The organism is Bacillus cereus group sp. Bc010 (assembly GCF_027716745.1).
In the GTDB taxonomy this organism is placed as follows: domain Bacteria; phylum Bacillota; class Bacilli; order Bacillales; family Bacillaceae_G; genus Bacillus_A; species Bacillus_A pacificus.
The window spans coordinates 72,001-94,847 of record NZ_JAQFUY010000009.1; the positions used below are offsets into that span (position 1 = coordinate 72,001).

Below are 22,847 nucleotides of genomic sequence, written 5' to 3' on the forward strand. Positions count from 1 at the left end.
GTTTATCCCCCTATTTCTTTAGCTCGTTTAAGAAGCTTGTTCCGTATTCTGGCATTTTCACACCGAAGTTTTCTGCTACAGTTGCACCAATATCAGCAAATGTTTGACGAAGTGGTAACTCTTTTCCGCCTTCTTTCATGCTTGGGCTATATGCTAATAACGGTACATATTCACGTGTATGATCAGTACCATGATGCACTGGGTCATTACCGTGGTCTGCTGTAATTAATAATAGATCATCTTCTTTTAGTTTTTCGAATACTTCTGGAAGACGTGCATCATATTCTTGCAGAGCTTCTCCGTATCCTTGTGGATCACGACGGTGACCGAATAATGCATCAAAGTCAACTAAGTTTAAGAAGCTAAGACCTGTAAAGTCCATATTTAATGTATCTACAAGCTTATCCATTCCATCCATGTTAGACTTCGTACGAAGTGATTCAGTTACCCCTTCACCATCATAGATGTCAGAGATTTTACCGATAGCAATCACATCATAATCACTATCTTTTAATTCATTCATTACTGTACGGCCGAATGGTTTTAATGCATAGTCATGACGGTTCGGTGTACGTGTAAAGTTTCCAGGCTCACCAACGAATGGACGAGCAATAACACGGCCTACCATGTACTTCTCATCTAACGTTAATTCACGTGCAATTTTACAAATTTTATATAACTCATCAAGCGGCACTACTTCTTCGTGTGCTGCGATTTGTAGTACGCTATCAGCAGAAGTGTAAACAATTAAAGAGCCTGTTTCCATTTGTTCTTGACCAAGTTCATCAAGTATTTCAGTTCCAGAAGCTGGTTTATTACCGATGATTTTACGGCCTGTTTTTTCTTCTAATTCATCAAGTAATTCTTTTGGGAATCCTTCTGGGAACACTTGGAATGGTGTATCAATGTAAAGACCCATAATTTCCCAATGACCTGTCATTGTATCTTTACCAGTAGATTTTTCTTGCATTTTTGTATAATATCCAAGTGGTTTTTCTACTTTAGAGATGCCTTTCATTTCACGAATGTTACCAAGACCTAATTTCACCATGTTAGGCATTTGTAACCCATTCATATGTTCAGCAATGTGACCAATTGTGTCAGATCCTAAATCACCAAATTGTTCAGCATCTGGTGCTTCACCGATTCCAACAGAGTCCATTACGACTAGGAATATACGTTTATATTTATTCATAACTGCGACCTCCTATAAGTTCAGTTCTACTTCTTGTAGTATGTTCAAAACGCTATAAAGTGAAACTGTTCTCCATAAGAATTTTCTTTCGTTCTCATTATCGAACAGTACTTCTTTAAATCATTCTCTAACCTATTTCGTTTACCTTGAAACGACGCAAAAACATTTCTAGTTTTTTCTAAGTCAGATGTCAGACATCTGATACTGATATCATAACATGTTTACGCTTTCTTTTTAATACATTTTCGTAGAATTTCTCATTTTCTTCACACTTCTATTGTAATCCATTATGCAAAGAAGTGCTAATTATTTTATGATTTATTTCTTCATATAAAGTAAAATTTTAATCAGTGGCGGTTTTGTTCTTTCCCACTGATCATTTTTCGGGATAAAAATAAAAAAATAGCTCTAAAGAGCTACTTTTTTATTTTACTTCTACTGTTTCTTCTTTATGTTCATGCAATTCGCCTTTTTTAACATGAACTTTCACTTTGTAAGAACCGTTTTCTTTGAAAGTATGTTTCGTTTCATACTCCCCTTTATTTCCTTCTTTCGCTGGAATAAATTCGTGTTTTTCAACACCATCTTTCCAAATTTCAAGTTGGACTTCAGCACCAGTTAACGCTTCTTCTTTTTGTTTTAAGTGAACTTTCATTGTTGATTCAGCATTTGCTTTTATATCACCAGCCATAAGGTGGATCATTGTATCGCTTTTATGATCGCCATGTCCTGCACCATGATCACTATTTTCTTTTTTCGCATCTTCTACCTTCGCATTTCCTACAGCCACTTTTACTTCTGGCATAACATGCATTTCACGTGCATTTGTGTGAGCAATAATGTGGTATACTCCATCCGTTTCGAACGTTTTTTCTACAGCATAAACACCTTTTCCTTTATGCTTACCTTCTAGCATCTCGTGCTTTTCGTCGCCAGCTTTCCAAATTTCAAACTTTACATCATCAGCATCTGTTACCTTTTCTTTTCCTTGTGTAACAAGTGCTTGTACTTCTGTTTTTTCACCAGGTTTAATTTCTTTCGGATTTGTTTGAACTGCTACTTTTACAGCTTCTAGTTTCTGTTCTTTTTTCGGTTCTTCTTTGTTTGTATTACAGCCAGCCAATGCTAGCATCGCGATAAATAAAGTCATAATAAGTTTTTTCATCATCATTTCCTCCTTCATACTTTATTTAGTATAGAGGAAAAACATTGTAATATTCTAGTCTTCTGCTGAAAACAATGTACGAAATGTTTGTGAAGTTTCTGTGAAGTGCTATAGCCTTTTGAATCTATGAAAAAAGAGCATAGTATCTATGCTCTCGGATGAAACTGTTTATATACATCTTTTAATCTAGTTTTTGAAACATGCGTATAAATTTGTGTCGTTGAAATATCTGCATGTCCAAGCATTTCTTGCACAGCACGTAAGTCTGCTCCATTTTCTAATAAATGCGTAGCAAAAGAATGACGCAACGTATGAGGTGTAAGCTCTTTTTCAATATTTGCTTCTTTCGCTAATCGTTTTAAAATTTTCCAAAATCCTTGTCTTGATAATCGATTTCCATGATGGTTTAAAAAGAGTGCATCTACTACTTTTTTCCCCATCAATTCTCTTCTTCCCTTTTCAATATACTTTTGAATCGCTTCCGTCGCTAAACTTCCTAGTGGAATAATTCTTTCTTTATTCCCTTTCCCTATGCATCGAACAAACCCCATCGTTAAATGTACATCTTCTAAATTTAATGCAATTAATTCTGAAACACGAAGTCCTGTTGCATATAATAACTCTAGCATCGCTTTATCACGAACCCCAAAAGCGCTCGTCATTTTTGGTGTCTGCAGTAACGCCTCTACTTCATCAACTGACAATACTTTCGGTAATTTCCGTTCTCCTTGCGGCGTTTCAATATGTACGGATGGATCGTGCTCTACCGCTCGTTCACGAAGTAAAAATTGGTGAAACGAACGAATCGATGCAATATGACGTGCTAATGTTTTCGAAGATTTTCCGTTTTCTTTTAAGTGCTGCAGAAAGTTAACAATGTGCAAGCGTGTCACTTCGTGAAAGCTTTTCGCTTGTTCTACATTTTGCAAATACTTTACATAACTTTTTAAATCACGTTCATAAGATACTACTGTATTTTTCGCTAGCCCTTTTTCAACAACCATATAATGAATAAAATCTTTTAATTGATCTTCCAATCTACACTACTCCCCATTTTCATAGAAAAACATCATTCTATTTACGAAAGCATCCTTTGCCGGCTCTTCATTCCCTGATACTTTTTCTACAGTCTCTTCTTTTGGCTTTTCATAACGATGATAGCTTTCATATTCTTCATTTATCCATAGTATAGCGAAATAAAACAAAATCGTACAACTTGTAAATAATAAAAATACTTTTATCCCATCAAAAGTTAATTTTAAAGCTCGACGCATTGTAAATTCCTCCAAAATATAAGTTATTACAACATATGCCAAGCTTTCACCAATTTATACCTTATTCAAATAAAAAACCTCTTCCTAGTTAAATAGGAAAAGGTTATTTTTCATCCGTTTCATTTTCTTGACAATTTTTACAAATCCCATGGAATGTTAAACGATGATCCTTCACCTTAAAGCTCCAGTCATGTTCTACTTTCCTTTCCACTTCACCAAGTAAATCTTCTTGTATTTCTTGTACAGCACCACATTGTGTACAAATCAAATGATGGTGGAAACGCTGCGCACCTTCTTGGCGTAAGTCATAGCGTGAAACACCGTCTCCGAAGTTAATCTTATCGACAACTTTTAACTCAGATAATAGTTCTAAAGTTCGATAGACGGTTGCTAATCCGATCTCTGGCGACTTTTCTTTTACAAGGAGGTAAACATCTTCTGCGCTTAAATGATCTTCTTCATTTTCTAGCAGCACACGAACTGTTGCTTCACGTTGCGGTGTTAATTTGTAGCTCGCTGCATGTAATTGCTTCTTAATTCGTTCAATTCTTTCTTCCATTCGGTACTACTCCCTCCTCGCCACTCTTACACCATTATATCAGAAGAAGGGCTTCTGTCAAAAGAAAAACAATAAAAACAAATTGATAATTATTCTCATAAAGTATTTATTGTTTATTAATAGCCTCAACGACTTCTTTCATTAAAACTGGTGATGCATAAGCTTCCACACTAGAAGCAAGAGCTAGCACCGCTCCAATTACAAGAAAGAAGCATGTATAACGGATCAATAATGGTAATAGCGGCTCAGTTATTTTTCGTATAAATTGATGCCTAATCATGCGTAAGGAAAAACTTGCGGCAATTGTTGTCATAACGAGAAATACTGGGATGATAATGAGATTTTGTGGCAATACAGAAACGAATGCTAATAATAATCCATTCCATCCATGCTGACTTACTAAGAAACCTACTGTAAATCCGACAACTACTCCTTTTGCAAATAATAAAATAAAAATGAGTGGCAATCCAATAATTGAAATCCCTAAAATCCAAATAAATCCAATGTATTTTAATTGTGAAAAGTAACTTTCTCGAAACATTTCGCCTGCAATAGCAAATTCTCCTTTAGAAACTTGTCCAAAAAAACGTTGCAAATAAAAAGATAAATCTTGTTTTTGATTTAATTGTAAACTATTTACAAGAATCGCTCCAAATATTACTCCCATCAATAACAAAACAGCGTTAAATATATATAATGAAGAGTTTTCCTGTATGTGAGACATTACACGGTCTTGCCAAGTTTTTCTCCACATTTTTCTTCCCTCCGTTCACACTCTTACTAAAAATGTATGAAAGAAAGAAAAAAGTATGACGAATTAACATTGAAATTCCGCTCTACTTTGCTAAACTAAAAAGTAGAGAATAGGAGGGATTTCTCTTGAAACCATTATTATTAGATTTTCCAACATTATTTCAAACTGAACGCTTACAAGTTCGTAAGCCATTTCCAGGTGATGGTGCAGAAGTGTATGAAGCAATACAAGCTTCTCTAGAAGACTTAGTACCGTGGATGCCAATTAACGCTGAAACAGAAGAAAGTGCTGAAGAAATCGTTCGTAACGCTCACGGGCAGTTTTTACTTCGTGAAACACTTGATTTTCACTTATACGATAAAGTATCTGGTACATTCATCGGAGCTATAACGCTCAAGCCTGAAAACTGGGATATTCCAAAGTTTTCACTTCACTTCTGGCTACATAGCGCTTATACAAAACAAGGCTATATGACCGAAGCTGTGAAAGGTGCCATTCAATTTGCCTTTGATAAGCTAAGCGCTCGAAGAATTGAAATTCGTATTGATGCAACAAATACAAATGCATGTAACTTAGCAGAACGTTTAGAATTTATTCTAGAAGGTACAATGGAAAATGATTTCATAGCACCAGATGGTAGCTTACGTGATGCACGCGTATATGCAAAAATTAATTAAAAAACACTCGCCTTTGGCGAGTGTTTATTTTTGTAGTTGTAAATATTGTACTGCAAACATTGTCTTCGCATCATGAATACGAAGATCTTTCATAAGAGTAGTTGCTTCTTCTAATGATACTTCCATCAATTCCACAAATTCATCTTCATCTAACGCAGCTTTATTTTCTTTTTTCGTCAAACCTGTCGCTTTATATACATATAAAATTTCATCTGCAAATCCTGGAGATGTATAGAAAGAAGTAATAAGCTCCATATTTTCACATACATAACCTGTTTCCTCTTCTAATTCACGAACTGCTGTCACCTCAGGTTTTTCACCAGGTTCTAACTTGCCGGCCGGAATTTCTATAATCGCCTTTTCAAGCGCTTTACGATACTGCTCAACAAGCACAATTTTCCCCTCATCAGTAATAGCAATAATGGCAACTGCACCAGGGTGATTTACAATTTCACGTTTACTCATTGCTCCATTTGGTAATACTACATCATCAACACGAACTTTTATAACTCTACCATCAAAAATCGGCTCAGTTTTTACTGTTCTCTCTGCAAGATTACTCATACTACTTCATCTCCCTGTTCTATTTCCTATTCTTTCCTCATACATTTTACCACATTGAAAGGAGCGTGATAGAAATGAAAGTTTATATTTTACCAAATCGCGTCACCTTAGTCGGAAAAGCATGGCAAATTCGCCATAAGCTAAAACAATATAGTAAAGAGTATACAACTGTACAAGAGTGGATTACAGCAACTAAAAAGTAAACGTTTGTCAACCTCTTTTCCCTTGCGTACAATAAGAATAAGGAGAAGGAGGTTGACTTATGAAAAAACGTCAATTAGGAAACTCAGATTTATATGTGACAGAAATGGGACTTGGCTGTATGTCTCTCGGTACATCTGAAAAAGAAGCCCTGCGTATTATTGATGAAGCAATCGATTTAGGAATCAATTTTTTTGATACAGCGGATTTATATGATTATGGATTAAACGAAGAATTTGTTGGAAAAGCCTTAAAAGGAAAACGAGACCAAATTGTTCTTACAACGAAGGTTGGAAATCGATGGACAGAAGAAAAAAACGGCTGGTCTTGGGATCCTTCTAAAAATTACATAAAGGCTGAAGTGAAAGAAAGTTTACGTAGACTTCAAACTGATTATATTGATCTTTATCAACTTCACGGCGGGACGATTGAAGATCCTATAGATGAAGTAATTGAAGCCTTTGAAGAATTGAAACAAGAAGGTATCATTCGCCATTACGGTATTTCTTCTATACGTCCAAATGTCATCCGTGAGTATGCAAAGCGTTCAAATATCGTTAGTGTTCTAATGGAATATAGCCTTTTGAATCGTCGCCCTGAAGAATGGTTCCAGCTTCTTAATGAACATCAAATTAGCGTCATTGCTCGCGGACCACTTGCAAAAGGAATTTTAACTGACAATAATGCAAGAAAGATAGAAAAAGTAAAAGAAAAAGATTACCTTTCTTATTCTTACGATGAATTATATGCGACGCTTACGAATGTAAAAGAAATAATTGGAGAAAACGCCTTAACTGGAACAGCTATTCAATATTGCTTACATAACGAAACTGTTGCAGCTGTTATACCTGGTGCAAGCTCTATTCAACAATTACAAGAAAATGTACAGTCTAGTAAACAAACACAGTTAACAACAGCAGAATATACACAGCTTCAGCAAATTGTGAAATGTGATACGTACGCATTACACCGTTAAAAAGACGCTACCATACTGGTAGCGTCTTTTTATAACGTATCATATTTATCAGGATTCGTTCCTACATGTAAATTACAATTTAACGTATTAATTTGAGTCATCTCTTCTTCCGTTAGTGAAAAATCAAAGATAGAAAAATTCTCCTGAATGCGAGATGGTGTAACAGATTTAGGAATCGTCACAACCCCGCTTTGAATATCCCATCTTAATATAACTTGCGCAGGTGTTTTTTCATATTTAGTAGCAATATCCTGAATAATCGGGTGCTGAAATACTTCTCCGCCTCTCATTAACGGACTCCATGCTTCCATTTGAATTTGCTCACCTTGACAGAAATTACGCAATTCAAATTGTGTTAACATTGGATGAAGTTCCACTTGGTTTACCATCGGCTTTACTTTGCAATTTGGTAATAGCAGTTCTAAATGATGTTTATGGAAATTAGAAACACCAATCGCGCGCACTTTACCTTCTTCATACAGCTTTTCTAACGCTCGGTACGTATCAACATACTTCCCTCTTATTGGCCAATGTATTAAATATAAATCTACATAGTCCATTTGTAATTTTTTTAAGCTTTTCTCAAAAGCCTCAAGTGTTTCCTCGTATCCTTGATCATCGTTTCAAACTTTTGTTGTAATAAAGATCTCTTCTCTCGGAATCCCTGATTCACGAACCGCTTCTCCGACACCGCTTTCATTTTCATATACAGCTGCTGTATCAATCGAACGGTATCCAACTTCTAACGCTGTTTTTACTGCTTGTTTTACTTCGTCACCTTCTTTCGCTTTATAAACGCCTAAACCAATCATCGGCATTTTTACGCCATTATGAAGTGTAGTTGTTGGAATGTGCACAGTCGTCTCCCTTTCATTATTACATTTTTTTATAAGCCACCACTTTATTTGAACAAGATTCAACAAAAAAGTCAAAACATATGTACAGTTTACATAATAAACTTATATACTTTCTAAAATAATGCGAACTCATTCATTCACATTATTTTCTATCCATTTCTTCGCTTTTTCATCAACATTACGTACAAACTCAGTTTTCCCTTCCGAATATAACGCACCATCATATGTATACTTTTCAGCTAATTCTTTCTTTAAAGTTGCATATGCCTCAGCTTCTTCACAATGAGCCATCATATAATCACGAAATGCTAAATGCCTTACTATCTCAGGGTTTCCTTTTTCAAACACGTGTAAGTGATACGAGCGTTTTTCCTCCGTTCCATGAATAAAATAACGGCGTCTTGAAATACCATTCTCCCCTTTTACGATATAGCCAAGCTCTTCAAAACGTTCATTCCACCTATCTACTCTGTCGATACTCTCTACTTCCATAATCATATCTATAATTGGTTTCGCTGCCAGTCCTGGCACCGACGTACTTCCAATATGATGGACCTTCACCTTTTCTGGCATCGCCGCTTTTAATCTTTCAGCCTCCATTTGAAATTTTTCACCCCAATGATTTTCATGCGGAACAACTACAATTTTTCTCATTCTAACTCCCCTTTTCTTACAAGCTCGTCAAAAAAATGATCAGCGTTATTCACTGATCATTTTCGTTATTATTTAAAGTCTTTCCAAGTAAGGTTACTTTCACTTAACAGTTCTTCAAATGATTTATTCTTTTCACGTTCTTTTTGTTCTTGGCGCTTTCTTTCCTGTTCAGCTGCCTCTTTTTTCTCTTCTCTTACTTGCAACTCTTTCTTCTTATTCTTTAATTGCTGCATGAGTGAATCATTTAATTGATCACCTAATGTAAGCGACTCTTTCTTTTGTTGATTCACTTGCGATTGTCTTTGCATTTGTCTTTGTTTCTTTTTCTTCATACTACTCACCTTTTACTTTTTTCTCCATTATAGTAGATACACAATGAACTCGACAATAAAAAAGGGTCTTTACTCTATTATTCATCTTTTGTAAATATGTTAATTTTTCGAAAAAACCAAATTTTTTTATAGATATAATCCTATGAATCTATTAAAATTATGTCGTATGATGTCAGATTATAAAAAAGGAGAATTATATTATGTGGAAAAAAATTATTCCTGCTGTTGCCGTTTTAAGCACCATTACTTTTTCAACCGTATTTGCCGCTCCCCCATCCCAGGCTCCAGCTGAACAAAACCGCTACATAGACGTACAAATACTTGGTATTAATGATTTCCATGGACAACTAGATACTGTTAAAAAAATTAATAACAAAGAAGCTGGTGGCGCTGATTACTTAGCTACTTATTTAAAAGAACGTAAAAAACAAAACCCGAATACACTTCTCGTACACGCTGGTGATATTGTCGGAGCTAGTCCACCAGTTTCAGCATTATTACAAGATGAACCAACGATTGAATTTTTAAATGATTTAAAATTTGATGTTGGTACAATCGGAAACCACGAATTTGATGAAGGTATCGATGAAATGAAACGTCTCATTTACGGTGGCTATCACGAAAAAACAGGAAATTTCAAAGGTGCTAATTTCCCTTATGTCGCTGCAAACTTCTATAATAAATCCACTGGCCGCTTATTTTTACCGCCATTTACTGTAAAAATGGTAAATGGTGTGCCTGTAGGATTCATTGGCGTAGTTACAACTGATACACCAAATGTGGTGATGCCTACTATGCTTAAAAATGTAGAAATCACTGACGAAGTAGAAGCAATTAATAAATCAACGCAGCAATTAAAGCGTCTTGGCGTTAAATCCATTGTCGTCCTTGCTCATGTCGGCGGAACAACAGATGAGTCTGGTGTGACAAATGGAGACCTTACTCGAATTGCAAATGAAACAGATCCGGAAGTTGATGTTATTTTTGGTGGGCATAGTCACACGTATGTAAATGGTACTGTAAATAATAAACTAATCGTCCAAGCAAACTCTTACGGAATGGCTTTCTCAGATGTAGATGTAACAATTGATCGTAAAACAAAAGATATTGTAAAGAAAAAAGCTGAAGTTGTTACAACATACCATGAAGGTGTAGAACCTGATAAACAAGTAAAGAAAAAATTAGATCAATATAAAGAAAAAATTGCACCACTTGTAAATGAAGTTGTCGGAAAATCTACAGCACCTATCGACCGTAAACAAAATGATGCTGGTGAGTCCACTCTTGGAAATTTAGTTGCCGATGCCCAGCGGCAAACGATGCAAACTCAAATCGCACTTATGAATCCAGGTGGCATTCGTAATGACTTAGATGCTGGCGATATTACATGGGGCGAATTATATGGCATTCAGCCTTTTGGAAACCAATTAATTAAAGTAGATTTAACAGGCCAAGATATTCGTGACATTTTAAATCAACAATGGCAAAAAGGTACGACGAGAATGCTTCAAATTTCAGGTATTCAATATACGTGGGATGCAAATAAACCAAACGGTGAAAAAGTTACAAATATACGTTTAACAAACGGTGAAGAATTATCTCCATCTAAAACGTATAGCGTAGTGGCAAATGCCTTTTTAGCTTCTGGCGGTGATGGATTTGTATCATTTAAAAATGGTAAAAATGCAGAAACTGGTCCAAACGACTTTGAAGCGCTAGTCGATTACGTAAAACAATTAAAAGAACCTATTCAGCCAATTATCGATGGTAGAATTCAAAAAATAAATTAAGTACACTCATAATAAACAACCTTAATTTTTCATCGTAAAAGATACACATGGACCTTTTATTTTATCCGTCATATATGTGAAACCTAAAAAGGATACTCGTTCTGACAATGAACATAGTATCCTTTTCTTTAGTTATCAATATGTGATGTGTTATTAAAATCATATTGTTGTAAAAATTGTTGTAACGCCTCTTCTACAAGTTTAGATTTTTGAATTCCTTTCGATTCTGATATAACGTCTAGTTTTGCTAATATTTCTTTATTAATAGAAAAGGTACGTTTCTTTTTTTCTGTACTTATATTCATCATGGGCGCAATTACTTCTTCTTTCTTTCTTAATAACTCATAAATACTTTGTAATTGTTCATAAATTAATAGTTGATAATCCGTTTTCGCATATTGAAGGGCTGTCGCTTCTTGGAGTTGTAAGTGACGCGGTTCTTCTCCATCTCCTACAAAAATACGCTTTTTCTGTTCTCCATCATATTCGTATCCAATCAATCTTAATTTCTTCGATAATGTATACGGGCTTATTTCAAGACGTTTTGCTATAATAGCGATGGATTCACGCCTATTTAAACAATCGATAATTTCTCCAATCGTCACAATTTCCCTCCTCCCGTGTTGAAATGACACTAGTATGGTATGTTACAATGATTTTCTAACAGTATATGCAAAACGAATAGCCTGTGCGATTCATACGATTTTAGAAAAGGAGGTTTTCAATATGCTTTTTCGTAGCAATACCCCGCAGTTCTATAATAAAAATAAAAAACTCATGCCTAATAGTATCGCTACGATGGAAAGCGTTATGATTAACAACCGAAAACAAACTCTCCTTATGCGCGGGCAAAACGTAGAGCAGCCTATTTTATTATGCTGTCACGGTGGACCAGGCATGGCACAAATCGGATTTATTCGTCATTTTCAAAAAGAATTGGAGAAACACTTCATCGTAATTAATTGGGATCAGCGCGGGGCAGGTAAATCCTTTTCAATGAAAGATTTCGGAGCAAATTTTACAATCGAACAATTCATTTCCGATGCAAAAGAAGTGATTCAATATGTACTTAAAAAGTTCAATAAACAGAAACTATTTCTCGCTGGTCATTCTTGGGGAAGTATTATCGGGCTTAACATAGCACACCATTATCCACAATATATCGAGGCTTATATCGGTATTGGGCAAATTGTACATATGAAACAAAACGAAGAATTACTATATCAGCATTTAATTCGTTCTGCAAAAAAACATAATCATAAAAAAGCATTAGCGTCCCTTTTAAAATTAGGAAAACCGCCATTTTTAGATACGAGACGCCTTATTATTCAAAGAAAATGGCTTGGCACATTCGGAGGAGCAATCCAAAACGGATCTTCCTTTTCGTTCATACGAAAAGGCTTCTTTTCCCCTGAATATACGCTATTAGATTGGTTCAAGTTTCTCGCAGGGAATTTAAAATCTGGCGTTTTATGGGAAGAAATGTTGACAATCGATTTCTTTTCTTCTATTACGAGTTTATCTATTCCAGTTTATTTTTGTTCTGGTCGCTATGATTATCAAACTCCTTATGCACTCGTTCAGGAATATTGTGATGTAATAGAAGCACCGATAAAAAAGATGATTTGGTTCCCAAATTCAGCACATTCTCCCGATTTAGAAGAGCCAGAATTATTCGCTCGTTCTTTACAATCCATTAAACAAGAGCTAGCTTTTCACCATTAGTAACAAAAGGCTCTTTTACATTTCATAAAAAACAATTTATAATAATATGTCGCAACTATGTATAAATATAGCAAGGTGCTTCATATTTACTTACCTTAACACAATAAAATTTTGGGGAGATTACATTTATTATGAATGCTGTACTCGTTGCAGTAGCAGTTATGCTATTGCTTAGTTTATTACGTGTCCAGGTCATTGTCGCCATCATTGTTGGAGCTTTAACAGGCGGAATTATCGGCGGACTCGGTATTTCAGAAACGATTAACACTTTTACAACTGGTCTTGGAAACAGTGCTCCAATCGCTTTAAGTTATGCAATGCTTGGCGGTTTCGCTATTTCTCTTTCCAAAACAGGACTTCCAGATGCCATGATTCAAACGGCATTAAAATGGATTGGCAATGAACAAGACACGAAAAAACAAGTTTATTCTAAAATACTTATTCTATTCATCATTTTAACGATGGCTTGTTTCTCACAAAATGTGATTCCTGTTCATATCGCTTTCATCCCCATCTTAATTCCAGCACTTTTAAAAGTATTAAATGAGCTGAAAGTGGATCGCAGACTTGTTACATGTATTATTACATTCGGATTGATTACTCCTTATATGTGGATTCCAGCAGGGTTCGGAAAAATTTATCATGACGTATTGCAAACAAATGCTGCGCAAAGCGGTCTTACATTTGATGTCGCGCTTATTCCAAAAGCAATGACGATTCCAGCAATCGGTATGATTATCGGATTATGTGTAGCGGTGTTCATTACGTACCGAAAACCTCGTACGTATGAAACAGAACAAATTCATACTACCGCAAATGAAATCGTTCCCTATACAAAACGTAGCATTACTTTCGGATTATTATCTATCATAGCCACATTAACTGTTCAATTAGCAACAGAATCAATGATTTTCGGTGCTTTAGCTGGGATTATCGTCTTATCAGTAAGTGGTAGTCTACCTCTTAAAGAAGCAGATGCGATATTAACAAGCGGAATGCGCATGATGTCCTTTATTGGTTTTGTTATGATTGCGGCCGCTGGATTCGGAGCTGTGCTTCGAAAAACAGGACATGTTGAATCTCTTGTGCAAACGAGTGCACATATAATTGGAAACAACAAACCACTCGCTGCATTTCTTATGCTTGTAATTGGACTTCTCGTTACGATGGGAATTGGTTCATCCTTTTCAACCATCCCTATTTTAACAACAATTTTTGTACCCCTTTGCATGCAGCTTGGATTTAGTCCAATGGCCACCATTGCCATTATCGGTACAGCCGGAGCGCTAGGAGATGCAGGATCTCCAGCATCAGATAGTACACTTGGACCAACATCTGGTTTAAACGCTGATGGTCAACACCATCATATATGGGATACATGTGTACCAACTTTTCTGCATTATAATATACCGTTACTTATATTCGGATTTATTGCCGCAATTACATTATAAAAGGTGCGTTTTATACGCACCTTTTACTTTTTTATTTTTCTCTTTAATTGTTGCAACGCTATTTTCCCATTTTCTTCGCTACAACTTTCCATTTGCATAAATGACGGACCTGCCCATTCACTGTCTATACTCCCGTTTATTCCAATAATTTTCACTTTATCCGGTATACGGATATTTAATTTTTTTGCTGCTCGAATTAACTCAAAAGTAATCTTATCACTTGAAGTTACAATTCCATCTACATACGGATTGTTTTGCAATAACGTAACAAACTGTTTATTCGTATACCCTTGTACACATTCTTCTCGATAAGAGATTCCTTCCTCCCAAACAGCATCTAAAAATCCTGATATGTACTCTTCCATTTCTTCACTATCTTCGCCCTCACCGAAATAAGCAAGAAAGTGACAACCTTTTTCTTTTAATAAAGAGACCGCTCTTTGGCCACTTTCATAATAATTTGCATGGGATTTTTTTTCATCAATCACAACAAACGGAAGTGGGATTTCTCCTATACTTTTAAAAACGGATCTTGTCAAAATAACACCTGCAACGTTATTTCCCTTCAACATATGTATGTATTTATCTTTATTCTCTATATTACAAACAATAATTTGATATCCTTCTTTATACGCTATTTCCTCAATACAATGTAGCAAAGTGATGTTTGATGGGTCATATAGATTATCTACAAGTAATGCAATTATCGTTGAATTTTCTTTAAATAGTGGCTTTGCTGCACTATTTGGCCTATAACGTAATTCCTCAATTGCTTCCTTTACTTGTTTTACTGTGTCCTCATGAACGTATCCTTTTTCATTTATAACTCGTGAAACGGTTGCGACTGAAACACCTGCCAATTTTGCAACATCACGTATAGTTGCCACATCGTCACCCCTTAATATGGTAATAGATTACAATTTTACGGTAACCTAAATTACAATATTCGTCAAGGTTAATAACTTATATTTCTGAAAATTGTTACATCATTACACTAAACTATATTCTAATTGAATTTCATGTAAAATCGGGATATTATCATACCCAATGCGAGGAATTTCTTTCTTTATTTTTCGTGCCTCTTCAACTGCATTTACATATAAATTCGTCATTAAAAAATTACGTTTTTGGTAAAAACGTAACGCATTCATATTATCATTTGTTGTTATAAGCCAAACCTGCCTGCACTGTTCTTCTTCTGCAACTCGTAATACACAATCCACAAGTTTTGTCCCTATTCCTTTTCTTTCTTCAAAGCTATCTAACGATACAATTTCGCACATATTTCCAATCAATTCATACGTTATAATTCCGATTATTCTGTCTTCTGAGAGCGCAACAAATCCTGGCAACTCTTCTAATTGATGCTCCTTACCACGTGAAACCATCAATGAACTCCCCCAGTTCTCACACATGAACATTCGGATTGTTTCTTTCATCGCTGGCGTAATTTTTTGTATATGCACCATTTCCTATTTCTCCCCTTTTCTATCCTTGTGATACAATATAAGTGTATCACATGTAACGGTATTTGGAGGATGAGGTAAAGTATGAAACGTTTTTTTGCAGCATTGTTTACTATACTAGGTGCGATAACTGCCCTTGGGATTTTCTTTACAAATAAGGTGATGTACTTAAAGAAAAAAACAGAGGAAGAAATACTCGAAAGAGAAACGAAAAAACATTTTCGTATAGAGGATTTTGATGCTCTTCATAAAGAAGAAATTCATATTCCTTCGCAATTCGGATATGATCTTCACGGATATTACATTCCTGCTGGTCATTCCAATAAGTTTATGATTTTCTGTCACGGCGTAACTGTAAATAAAATGAACTCTGTAAAATATGCAAGGTTATTTTTAAACAGAGGATATAATGTCGTTATTTATGATCATCGTCGTCATGGTAAAACTGGCGGAAAAACAACAAGCTATGGATACTATGAAAAACATGATTTAAAATCTGTAGTTGACTGGCTAAAAGGTCGTTTTGGAACAAATATAACACTCGGTATTCATGGTGAATCGATGGGCGCTGCAACACTTCTTCAGTACGCAGGACTTGTAGAAGATGGTGCTGACTTCTATATTGCAGATTGTCCTTTCTCTGATTTCTACGGACAATTACAGCACCGTTTAAAGGTTGAATTCCATTTACCGAAATGGCCTTTATTACCTTTAGCAAATGCTTTCTTAAAAGTGCGTGACGGTTATACGATTCGTGAAGTTTCACCAATCGATTGTATAAAAAACATTAACAATCCCGTCCTCTTTATTCATAGTAAAGATGATGATTATATTTTAGCTGATATGACGAAAGCACTCTATGAAGCAAAAGAAAACAATAAACAACTTTATATTGCAGAACACGGCGCACACGCTTGCTCTTATAACGAAAATAAAGAAGAGTATGAAGCAGCCATTGATCAATTTTTAAACGCATATGTAAAAGAAACAAAAAACAGGCTTGCATAAGCCTGTTTTTTTATTGCGCTAAAACGTCTGTAACTTGTTCCATATTTTCAGAAATCCACTTTATTGCATCATCTAACGTTGGAAATTCTGTCGTTTGAAATGTTACCTCATCTTGCAGTAACCAAACATCCTTTGACTCTTGTCCTACACCAGCAATGGACCAGTGCAACAAACTATATGGATGATTATCATTCAAAAATGATGCCCACGTGCGCTCATTTGCAATATTTCGTAATGTACGTAATTGTTTATCCATCTTTCGTCACCTTACTCTAGTCAGTTATAAAAAACATTATAACACTCTCTTCTCTTCCAAAGAAAGTGCTCTTTTCATATTGTCAAGTACTTCTCTTGATTATATGATGAAATTAAGCGTTTGGGAAGGAGGGATAGCGTTGGCTAAAGTACAAATTAAAGTAAATGATAATGGCTCTTTTCGCGTTACAGGGGACGTGGAATTAGTTGATTCACAAGGGAATGTATTCCCAGCAAAACCGGCATTTTCTTTATGCCGTTGTGGTTTATCAAAAAATATGCCTTATTGCGATGCTTCGCATAAAGGAAAATTTGAATCTGTTGTTAGAGCACCAGAGGCAGAATAATTTCACATGTGACATGCACATTTTTTTGTGCATGTTTTTTCTTTTGATCAACTCCATTACATCCCTTCTCCTTACAACATTTCTAATACTTCTGTCCTCATGCCAGCATACATATATTTTCACACAATTCTTCACATTCGAACATTTTTTACTAGCCTTTTTTCTTTTTTGTGCTATAATTTGAGCAAACAGCATCCTTCGGGGTCGGGTGAAATTCCCAACCGGCGGTGATGAAGTGCAAACTTCTAAGTCCGTGACCCGTTTTCAACTCGAAAACGGTGGATCTAGTGAAACTCTAGGGCCGACAGTATAGTCTGGATGGGAGAAGGATATGTTTTCTAGTAATTTTATATAGCGAATACACTTTTATTTCAGTATGCATATTTTTAAGTTTCATTTTGAATCTTTATATATGTTTTATTTTGTATACTTATGTTTCTATACTGGAATAAAAAGATACGACTAGCGTTTGAAAAATTCGATATTTTGCTAGGTTTTTTCCTTATGCCAAAATATCAATCATCGTTAGGTTTCTTTCCTATACTTTCGTATTCGAACTATATTTCTAGAAATCACGTCTCCCAAACCCCAAGGATATAAAATCCTTGGGGTTTTTTGATTTTTTCAGGAGAGGTGAAAAGAATGACAGATCAAGAATATATGAGGATTGCCCTGCAGTTAGCAGAAGGAACATCCGGACAAACAAGTCCAAATCCTATGGTTGGTGCTGTTGTTGTAAAAGATGGAAACATCGTCGGTATGGGAGCTCATTTGCGTGCTGGTGAAGAACACGCAGAAGTCTATGCTCTTCATATGGCTGGCGAAAAAGCAAAAGGAGCTACCGTTTATGTAACACTTGAACCTTGTAGCCATTTTGGAAAAACACCACCTTGCTGTGAATTGCTCATCAAAAAAGGAGTCAAACGGGTTGTAATTGCTACTCTTGATTGTAATCCGCTCGTTTCTGGCAATGGAAAAAGGAAATTAGAAGAAGCTGGCATCGAAGTAACGACTGGTGTTCTTGAAGCAGAAGCAATTTTATTAAATCGCTACTTTTTTCACTACATGAAAACGAAACGTCCATTTGTAACAATAAAAACAGCAATGAGCTTGGATGGAAAAACAGCAACCGTAACCGGTGAAAGTAAGTGGATTACAGGTGAAGAATCACGAGCTGATGTTCACCAATACCGCCATACACATGATGCGATTCTCGTTGGAGTGAATACAGTTATAGCTGATAATCCGCATTTAACAACAAGAATTCCTAACGGGGGACAAAATCCTATACGCGTTATTTTAGATACCCATTTACGAACGCCACCATCTTCTCATGTCATAACAGATGGTTTAACACCGACATGGATTTTTGTCGGTAATGGTGTAGATAAAAAGAAAATAGCTTCTTATGAATCTGAAAATATAGCTATATTCCAAATGAAAACGAAACAGATTGAAATACAGGATGTTTTACACCTACTCGGCGAAAAACAAATTCTTTCTCTTTTCGTCGAAGGTGGTCAAACAGTTCATGCAAGTTTCTTACAAACAAAGTATTTCAATGAAATTGTAACTTATATAAGTCCAAAATTAATTGGTGGAAAAAATGCCCCTACTTTATTTGGCGGCAATGGTTTTTCAACATTACAAGATGCACTTTCCTTGGAAATTCAAGAGATGAAACAAATTGGCGATGATATAAAAATTGTTGCGCATGCCCGAAGTGAGGTGACGGAATGTTTACAGGAATTGTAGAAGAATTAGGAACGATTGCAAACATGCAACAAAGCGGCGAAGCGATGAAGTTAACGATTCATGCCAATAAAATTTTATCAGATGTTCACTTAGGTGATAGCATCGCGGTGAACGGTATTTGCTTGACTGTAACGAGTTTCACAACAACTTCATTCACAGTAGACGCAATGCCTGAAACGATGCAATCAACATCACTTCGCATGCTTAAACCGCAATGCAAAGTAAATTTAGAGCGTGCAATGGCTGCAAACGGACGATTCGGTGGACATTTCGTTTCAGGACATATCGATGGCATCGGAACGATATTAAACAAAAAACAACACTATAATGCCGTCTATTACAAAATAGCTATTTCTGATGAATTGCTACGCTATTGTTTGCATAAAGGGTCCGTTGCTGTTGATGGAACGAGTTTAACAATATTTGATATAGACGAATCTTCCATTACCATTTCACTCATCCCGCACACAGTAAGTGAATCTGTTATCGGAGAAAAGAATGCCGGTGACATCGTAAATATTGAGTGTGACATGATTGGTAAATATATCGAACGCTTTATTTCTAAACCAGTAAAACGAACAGATTCAATGACCGAAAGCTTTTTACAAGAAAACGGATTTCTATAAGGGGGAAGCATGATGTTTCATCGTATTGAAGAAGCTCTAGAAGATTTAAAACAAGGAAAAGTCGTGATCGTATGTGATGATGAAAACCGCGAAAATGAAGGCGACTTTATCGCTTTAGCAGAGTATATTACGCCAGAAACAATTAACTTTATGATTACACATGGACGCGGCCTCGTTTGTGTACCAATTACAGAAGGATACGCAGAACGTCTACAATTGGAACCAATGGTAGCTCATAATACAGATTCGCATCATACTGCATTTACAGTGAGCATTGATCATGTTTCTACAACAACTGGGATTAGTGCCCACGAACGTGCAACTACGATACGAGAAATGTTAAATCCTGCATCAAAAGGTGCTGATTTCAATCGTCCTGGACATATCTTTCCATTAATTGCGAAAGAAGGTGGTGTCCTGCGCCGTGCTGGTCACACAGAAGCTGCTGTCGATTTAGCACAGCTTTGCGGAGCAAAACCAGCTGGCGTCATTTGCGAAATTATTAATGAGGACGGTACGATGGCACGCGTACCTGATTTACTACAGTGCGCAAAACAATTTGATATAAAAATGATTACAATAGAAGATTTAATTGCTTATCGTCGCCACCATGAAACATTAGTGACGCGAGAAGTGGAAATTACATTACCTACAGATTTCGGTACTTTCCATGCAATTGGCTATTCTAATTCATTAGATACGAAAGAACATATTGCACTCGTAAAAGGTGATATTTCAACAGGAGAGCCTGTACTTGTACGCGTTCATTCAGAGTGCTTAACAGGAGATGTATTTGGCTCGTGCCGCTGCGATTGCGGACCACAACTCCATGCTGCACTTGCTCAAATTGAGCGTGAAGGAAAGGGCGTTCTTCTTTATATGAGACAAGAAGGACGAGGCATTGGGCTTCTTAATAAGCTTCGCGCTTATAAGTTACAAGAAGAAGGCTTCGATACTGTAGAAGCAAACGAAAAGCTTGGCTTCCCTGCTGATCTGCGTGATTACGGTATTGGCGCTCAAATATTAAAAGATTTAGGTTTACAACATTTACGGTTATTAACGAATAATCCTCGAAAAATTGCTGGCTTACAAGGTTACGATTTAGAAGTAATCGAGCGTGTACCGTTACAAATGCCAGCAAAAGAAGAGAATAAAACGTATTTACAAACGAAAGTAAACAAATTAGGACATTTACTAAACTTATAATTAAGGGAGAGATTTATTATGGTATTCGAAGGTCATTTAGTTGGTACAGGATTAAAAGTTGGAGTTGTTGTTGGACGTTTTAATGAACTTATTACAAGTAAATTACTTGGTGGTGCTTTAGACGGATTAAAGCGTCACGGTGTAGAAGAAGCTGATATCGATGTTGCTTGGGTTCCTGGTGCATTTGAAATTCCTTTAATCGCTAAAAAGATGGCGAATAGCGGGAAATATGATGCTGTTATTACGTTAGGCACTGTCATTCGTGGTGCTACAACACATTACGATTACGTTTGTAATGAAGTAGCAAAAGGTGTTGCATCTTTATCACTACAAACAGACATCCCAGTTATTTTCGGTGTATTAACGACTGAAACAATTGAGCAAGCGATTGAACGCGCAGGCACGAAAGCTGGTAATAAAGGCTATGAATCCGCCATTGCTGCAATTGAAATGGCTCACTTATCAAAACAATGGGCATAAAAAAATAAAAAAGAGGCTGCGGCCTCTTTTTTATTTCTTCACTTTTTTCCGTACATCTTTTATTAATTCATCCATTGTTTTTCCTTCTGTTTGTATACGAAGCGTTTGTGCTGTTCTCCATACATTCTCTCTTTTCTTCGCTTCTTCTATAATAGTAATTTCTTTTCGTACTTCCTTTAAATCTTTCCCTTCTGTTTTCAATCCAAAATGTTCAGCTTTCGTTCGAAAATGTTGTTCAATTCGTTGTTGCATCTCTTTTTGTTCAGGATTTTCGGCGGCCTTAACTGGATCAGCACTTATCGCTTTTAGTAAAATGAGACAAGTCATAATCGCTAATATATATTTGTGCATGTAAAATCCTCCAACCCAATGTAAATTACATATTTACTATGTACAATTGGGGCTTGGAAAATTCGTCCACCAAAATTCTTTTTTTCGCTCAAAAGCCAATAGTATCAAGCGTTCACAATTATTTATTACATTTTATTTACAAAAAAAGCAAACTCTTTTACAAGTTTGCTTTTTTCTATCTTATAATGCACATTCCTCAATCTCAAATCCTAAATCTTCAATCATACCCCAGTCTGCAGTCGGTTCTTGTCCAGCTGTCGTTAAGTAGTCCCCAACAAAAATAGAGTTTGCTGCAAATAAACCGATTGGCTGTACAGAACGTAAATTAATTTCACGCCCTCCTGAAATACGAATTTCTTTCGTTGGGTTTACAAAGCGCATCATCGCCAGCACTTTTAAACATTCTACTGGTGTTAACTCCTTTTGTCCTTCAAGCGGCGTACCCTTTACAGCAACAAGGAAATTACATGGAATTGAATCTGCATCTATACGTTGTAATTCGAATGCAATTTCAGCTCGCTCTTCTATTGTCTCTCCCATTCCAAAGATCGCCCCAGAACATGGTGAAATACCGGCTTGTTTCGCTTTTTGAACTGTATCAACACGATCGTCATACGTATGAGTAGAGCAAATGCTTTCGTAATTATTCGCATGTGTATTTAAGTTGTGGTTATAACGATGTACACCCGCTTCGGCTAAACGTCCTGCTTGATCTTCGTTTAAGAACCCTAAACAACAACAAATCTTCAAGTCTGTCGTTTCACGAATCTCCTTAACTGCTCCAATTACGTGATTCACCTCTTTATCTGTCGGGCGACGACCAGATGCTACAATACAATATGTACCCGCTTTACGACGAATTGCTTCATGTGCCCCTTCTACAATCTTTTCCTGCGTTAGCCATGCATATTTATCAATCGGTGCTTCTGAAATAATAGACTGTGAACAATATCCGCAATCTTCAGGGCATAATCCAGACTTCGTATTAATAATCATATTTAATTTTACTTTCTTACCAAAGTGATGATGGCGAATGATATACGCAGCATTCATAATTTCTAAAATCTCTGTATCGTCAGCCTCTAATATCGCTATTGCATCTTCTTTCGTAATCACTTTCTCTTCTACTACGTCGTATGCAAGTTTTTTCCAATCCCTTTTTGTTTGTACTTGTTTCAT

At 36.1% G+C, this 22,847-nt stretch carries 27 protein-coding genes, 1 pseudogene and 1 riboswitch; of the genes and pseudogenes, 12 read left to right on the forward strand and 16 right to left on the reverse strand.

Going from position 1 to position 22,847, the window contains the following annotated elements:
• Window positions 1-10 precede the first annotated feature (10 nt).
• The 6 genes from deoB to spoIIM all read right to left on the reverse strand — a co-directional run bounded on the left by deoB (window position 11) and on the right by spoIIM (window position 4,917).
• On the reverse strand, window positions 11-1,195 hold the full coding sequence (gene deoB / locus PDQ68_RS12875; RefSeq protein ID WP_001046082.1) for a phosphopentomutase: 1,185 nt from the start codon (window positions 1,193-1,195) through the stop codon (window positions 11-13).
• Between the two features lie 424 nt (window positions 1,196-1,619).
• A complete protein-coding gene (locus PDQ68_RS12880; RefSeq protein WP_061183923.1) occupies window positions 1,620-2,363 on the reverse strand; it encodes a FixH family protein in 744 nt (247 codons plus the stop codon).
• 143 nt (window positions 2,364-2,506) lie between these two features.
• On the reverse strand, window positions 2,507-3,397 hold the full coding sequence (gene xerD, locus PDQ68_RS12885; protein WP_000390084.1) for a site-specific tyrosine recombinase XerD: 891 nt from the start codon (window positions 3,395-3,397) through the stop codon (window positions 2,507-2,509).
• Between the two features lie 6 nt (window positions 3,398-3,403).
• On the reverse strand, window positions 3,404-3,634 hold the full coding sequence (locus tag PDQ68_RS12890; RefSeq protein WP_001250432.1) for a YqzK family protein: 231 nt from the start codon (window positions 3,632-3,634) through the stop codon (window positions 3,404-3,406).
• A gap of 103 nt (window positions 3,635-3,737) precedes the next feature.
• Window positions 3,738-4,193: a ferric iron uptake transcriptional regulator gene (fur, locus tag PDQ68_RS12895; RefSeq protein WP_000392655.1), complete on the reverse strand. Its 456-nt coding sequence runs from the start codon at window positions 4,191-4,193 to the stop codon at window positions 3,738-3,740.
• A 106-nt stretch (window positions 4,194-4,299) separates the two neighbouring features.
• Complete coding sequence (spoIIM, locus tag PDQ68_RS12900; RefSeq protein ID WP_223290733.1) at window positions 4,300-4,917, reverse strand: stage II sporulation protein M; 618 nt, start codon at window positions 4,915-4,917, stop codon at window positions 4,300-4,302.
• 155 nt (window positions 4,918-5,072) lie between these two features.
• Here spoIIM and PDQ68_RS12905 point away from each other — a divergent pair, with 155 nt between their 5' ends.
• Window positions 5,073-5,624, forward strand: coding sequence for a GNAT family N-acetyltransferase (locus PDQ68_RS12905; RefSeq protein WP_000803491.1), 552 nt, complete (start codon window positions 5,073-5,075; stop codon window positions 5,622-5,624).
• Window positions 5,625-5,648: 24 nt separating this feature from the next.
• Here the strand turns inward: PDQ68_RS12905 and PDQ68_RS12910 are convergent, their stop codons facing one another.
• Window positions 5,649-6,188: an NUDIX hydrolase gene (locus tag PDQ68_RS12910; RefSeq protein ID WP_000067038.1), complete on the reverse strand. Its 540-nt coding sequence runs from the start codon at window positions 6,186-6,188 to the stop codon at window positions 5,649-5,651.
• Between the two features lie 74 nt (window positions 6,189-6,262).
• On the opposite strand from PDQ68_RS12910, the gene mciZ reads away from it, so the two are divergent.
• Both mciZ and PDQ68_RS12920 read left to right on the forward strand, forming a co-directional pair.
• Window positions 6,263-6,391, forward strand: coding sequence for a Z-ring formation inhibitor MciZ (mciZ, locus tag PDQ68_RS12915; protein WP_061183924.1), 129 nt, complete (start codon window positions 6,263-6,265; stop codon window positions 6,389-6,391).
• A gap of 59 nt (window positions 6,392-6,450) precedes the next feature.
• A complete protein-coding gene (locus PDQ68_RS12920) occupies window positions 6,451-7,365 on the forward strand; it encodes an aldo/keto reductase (protein ID WP_061183925.1) in 915 nt (304 codons plus the stop codon).
• A 29-nt stretch (window positions 7,366-7,394) separates the two neighbouring features.
• Here PDQ68_RS12920 and PDQ68_RS12925 read toward each other — a convergent pair.
• The 3 genes and pseudogenes from PDQ68_RS12925 to PDQ68_RS12935 form a co-directional block, all read right to left on the reverse strand.
• Window positions 7,395-8,222: pseudogene (locus PDQ68_RS12925) on the reverse strand (aldo/keto reductase).
• 129 nt (window positions 8,223-8,351) lie between these two features.
• Window positions 8,352-8,876, reverse strand: a complete 525-nt coding sequence (locus PDQ68_RS12930) for a GrpB family protein (protein ID WP_001227169.1) — start codon at window positions 8,874-8,876, stop codon at window positions 8,352-8,354.
• 68 nt (window positions 8,877-8,944) lie between these two features.
• Window positions 8,945-9,208: a YqkE family protein gene (locus PDQ68_RS12935; protein ID WP_000727563.1), complete on the reverse strand. Its 264-nt coding sequence runs from the start codon at window positions 9,206-9,208 to the stop codon at window positions 8,945-8,947.
• Window positions 9,209-9,408: 200 nt separating this feature from the next.
• Between PDQ68_RS12935 and PDQ68_RS12940 the strand changes: the two genes are divergently transcribed.
• Window positions 9,409-10,998, forward strand: a complete 1,590-nt coding sequence (locus tag PDQ68_RS12940) for a bifunctional metallophosphatase/5'-nucleotidase (RefSeq protein WP_000265579.1) — start codon at window positions 9,409-9,411, stop codon at window positions 10,996-10,998.
• A 128-nt stretch (window positions 10,999-11,126) separates the two neighbouring features.
• Here the strand turns inward: PDQ68_RS12940 and PDQ68_RS12945 are convergent, their stop codons facing one another.
• A complete protein-coding gene (locus PDQ68_RS12945; RefSeq protein ID WP_000151911.1) occupies window positions 11,127-11,603 on the reverse strand; it encodes a ribbon-helix-helix domain-containing protein in 477 nt (158 codons plus the stop codon).
• Window positions 11,604-11,724: 121 nt separating this feature from the next.
• Here PDQ68_RS12945 and PDQ68_RS12950 point away from each other — a divergent pair, with 121 nt between their 5' ends.
• Both PDQ68_RS12950 and PDQ68_RS12955 read left to right on the forward strand, forming a co-directional pair.
• Complete coding sequence (locus PDQ68_RS12950; RefSeq protein WP_000898955.1) at window positions 11,725-12,723, forward strand: alpha/beta fold hydrolase; 999 nt, start codon at window positions 11,725-11,727, stop codon at window positions 12,721-12,723.
• 131 nt (window positions 12,724-12,854) lie between these two features.
• Window positions 12,855-14,174 (forward strand): Na+/H+ antiporter family protein, encoded by a 1,320-nt coding sequence (locus PDQ68_RS12955; RefSeq protein WP_000994827.1) that lies wholly within the window; start codon window positions 12,855-12,857, stop codon window positions 14,172-14,174.
• Between the two features lie 23 nt (window positions 14,175-14,197).
• Here the strand turns inward: PDQ68_RS12955 and PDQ68_RS12960 are convergent, their stop codons facing one another.
• Complete coding sequence (locus tag PDQ68_RS12960) at window positions 14,198-15,061, reverse strand: LacI family DNA-binding transcriptional regulator (RefSeq protein WP_061183926.1); 864 nt, start codon at window positions 15,059-15,061, stop codon at window positions 14,198-14,200.
• A 102-nt stretch (window positions 15,062-15,163) separates the two neighbouring features.
• The gene (locus tag PDQ68_RS12965; protein ID WP_016718431.1) at window positions 15,164-15,643 is read right to left on the reverse strand and encodes a GNAT family N-acetyltransferase; all 480 of its coding nucleotides are present in this window, start codon (window positions 15,641-15,643) and stop codon (window positions 15,164-15,166) included.
• Between the two features lie 81 nt (window positions 15,644-15,724).
• Here PDQ68_RS12965 and PDQ68_RS12970 point away from each other — a divergent pair, with 81 nt between their 5' ends.
• The gene (locus PDQ68_RS12970) at window positions 15,725-16,648 is read left to right on the forward strand and encodes an alpha/beta hydrolase (protein WP_061183927.1); all 924 of its coding nucleotides are present in this window, start codon (window positions 15,725-15,727) and stop codon (window positions 16,646-16,648) included.
• A gap of 10 nt (window positions 16,649-16,658) precedes the next feature.
• Here the strand turns inward: PDQ68_RS12970 and PDQ68_RS12975 are convergent, their stop codons facing one another.
• Complete coding sequence (locus PDQ68_RS12975) at window positions 16,659-16,904, reverse strand: YqkC family protein (protein ID WP_000360809.1); 246 nt, start codon at window positions 16,902-16,904, stop codon at window positions 16,659-16,661.
• A 139-nt stretch (window positions 16,905-17,043) separates the two neighbouring features.
• Here PDQ68_RS12975 and PDQ68_RS12980 point away from each other — a divergent pair, with 139 nt between their 5' ends.
• The 5 genes from PDQ68_RS12980 to ribH all read left to right on the forward strand — a co-directional run bounded on the left by PDQ68_RS12980 (window position 17,044) and on the right by ribH (window position 21,317).
• Window positions 17,044-17,250, forward strand: a complete 207-nt coding sequence (locus PDQ68_RS12980; protein ID WP_001151582.1) for a CDGSH iron-sulfur domain-containing protein — start codon at window positions 17,044-17,046, stop codon at window positions 17,248-17,250.
• A gap of 190 nt (window positions 17,251-17,440) precedes the next feature.
• Window positions 17,441-17,584, forward strand: a riboswitch (FMN riboswitch).
• Between the two features lie 308 nt (window positions 17,585-17,892).
• Complete coding sequence (gene ribD, locus PDQ68_RS12985; protein ID WP_061183928.1) at window positions 17,893-19,005, forward strand: bifunctional diaminohydroxyphosphoribosylaminopyrimidine deaminase/5-amino-6-(5-phosphoribosylamino)uracil reductase RibD; 1,113 nt, start codon at window positions 17,893-17,895, stop codon at window positions 19,003-19,005.
• Entirely contained in the window at window positions 18,987-19,631 is a 645-nt protein-coding gene (ribE, locus tag PDQ68_RS12990) for a riboflavin synthase subunit alpha (protein WP_270786810.1), read from the forward strand. Before ribD ends, ribE begins: the two co-directional genes overlap by 19 nt.
• A 12-nt stretch (window positions 19,632-19,643) precedes the next feature.
• Window positions 19,644-20,837: a bifunctional 3,4-dihydroxy-2-butanone 4-phosphate synthase/GTP cyclohydrolase II gene (gene ribBA / locus PDQ68_RS12995; protein WP_061183929.1), complete on the forward strand. Its 1,194-nt coding sequence runs from the start codon at window positions 19,644-19,646 to the stop codon at window positions 20,835-20,837.
• Between the two features lie 18 nt (window positions 20,838-20,855).
• A complete protein-coding gene (ribH, locus tag PDQ68_RS13000; RefSeq protein WP_061183930.1) occupies window positions 20,856-21,317 on the forward strand; it encodes a 6,7-dimethyl-8-ribityllumazine synthase in 462 nt (153 codons plus the stop codon).
• Between the two features lie 30 nt (window positions 21,318-21,347).
• Here the strand turns inward: ribH and PDQ68_RS13005 are convergent, their stop codons facing one another.
• Complete coding sequence (locus tag PDQ68_RS13005) at window positions 21,348-21,668, reverse strand: hypothetical protein (protein ID WP_000549778.1); 321 nt, start codon at window positions 21,666-21,668, stop codon at window positions 21,348-21,350.
• A gap of 180 nt (window positions 21,669-21,848) precedes the next feature.
• Window positions 21,849-22,847 carry a biotin synthase gene (bioB, locus tag PDQ68_RS13010; RefSeq protein WP_000815866.1) on the reverse strand — a complete coding sequence of 333 codons (999 nt, stop codon included), beginning with the start codon at window positions 22,845-22,847 and terminating at the stop codon, window positions 21,849-21,851.

Excerpts from the sequence above, each read along its gene's own strand:
- PDQ68_RS12955 (WP_000994827.1), top strand. The coding sequence starts at position 12,855 with ATGAATGCTGTACTCGTTGCAGTAGCAGTTATGCTATTGCTTAGTTTA.
- PDQ68_RS12970 (WP_061183927.1), top strand. The coding sequence starts at position 15,725 with ATGAAACGTTTTTTTGCAGCATTGTTTACTATACTAGGTGCGATAACT.
- ribE (WP_270786810.1), top strand. The coding sequence starts at position 18,987 with ATGTTTACAGGAATTGTAGAAGAATTAGGAACGATTGCAAACATGCAA.
- PDQ68_RS12910 (WP_000067038.1), bottom strand. The coding sequence starts at position 6,188 with ATGAGTAATCTTGCAGAGAGAACAGTAAAAACTGAGCCGATTTTTGAT.
- PDQ68_RS12940 (WP_000265579.1), top strand. The coding sequence starts at position 9,409 with ATGTGGAAAAAAATTATTCCTGCTGTTGCCGTTTTAAGCACCATTACT.
- PDQ68_RS12935 (WP_000727563.1), bottom strand. The coding sequence starts at position 9,208 with ATGAAGAAAAAGAAACAAAGACAAATGCAAAGACAATCGCAAGTGAAT.
- spoIIM (WP_223290733.1), bottom strand. The coding sequence starts at position 4,917 with ATGTCTCACATACAGGAAAACTCTTCATTATATATATTTAACGCTGTT.
- PDQ68_RS12930 (WP_001227169.1), bottom strand. The coding sequence starts at position 8,876 with ATGAGAAAAATTGTAGTTGTTCCGCATGAAAATCATTGGGGTGAAAAA.
- mciZ (WP_061183924.1), top strand. The coding sequence starts at position 6,263 with ATGAAAGTTTATATTTTACCAAATCGCGTCACCTTAGTCGGAAAAGCA.
- PDQ68_RS12890 (WP_001250432.1), bottom strand. The coding sequence starts at position 3,634 with ATGCGTCGAGCTTTAAAATTAACTTTTGATGGGATAAAAGTATTTTTA.
- deoB (WP_001046082.1), bottom strand. The coding sequence starts at position 1,195 with ATGAATAAATATAAACGTATATTCCTAGTCGTAATGGACTCTGTTGGA.
- PDQ68_RS12920 (WP_061183925.1), top strand. The coding sequence starts at position 6,451 with ATGAAAAAACGTCAATTAGGAAACTCAGATTTATATGTGACAGAAATG.
- PDQ68_RS12950 (WP_000898955.1), top strand. The coding sequence starts at position 11,725 with ATGCTTTTTCGTAGCAATACCCCGCAGTTCTATAATAAAAATAAAAAA.
- ribD (WP_061183928.1), top strand. The coding sequence starts at position 17,893 with ATGACAGATCAAGAATATATGAGGATTGCCCTGCAGTTAGCAGAAGGA.
- PDQ68_RS12965 (WP_016718431.1), bottom strand. The coding sequence starts at position 15,643 with ATGGTGCATATACAAAAAATTACGCCAGCGATGAAAGAAACAATCCGA.
- bioB (WP_000815866.1), bottom strand. The coding sequence starts at position 22,847 with ATGAAACAAGTACAAACAAAAAGGGATTGGAAAAAACTTGCATACGAC.
- PDQ68_RS12975 (WP_000360809.1), bottom strand. The coding sequence starts at position 16,904 with ATGGATAAACAATTACGTACATTACGAAATATTGCAAATGAGCGCACG.
- ribBA (WP_061183929.1), top strand. The coding sequence starts at position 19,644 with ATGTTTCATCGTATTGAAGAAGCTCTAGAAGATTTAAAACAAGGAAAA.
- PDQ68_RS13005 (WP_000549778.1), bottom strand. The coding sequence starts at position 21,668 with ATGCACAAATATATATTAGCGATTATGACTTGTCTCATTTTACTAAAA.
- ribH (WP_061183930.1), top strand. The coding sequence starts at position 20,856 with ATGGTATTCGAAGGTCATTTAGTTGGTACAGGATTAAAAGTTGGAGTT.
- fur (WP_000392655.1), bottom strand. The coding sequence starts at position 4,193 with ATGGAAGAAAGAATTGAACGAATTAAGAAGCAATTACATGCAGCGAGC.
- PDQ68_RS12880 (WP_061183923.1), bottom strand. The coding sequence starts at position 2,363 with ATGATGAAAAAACTTATTATGACTTTATTTATCGCGATGCTAGCATTG.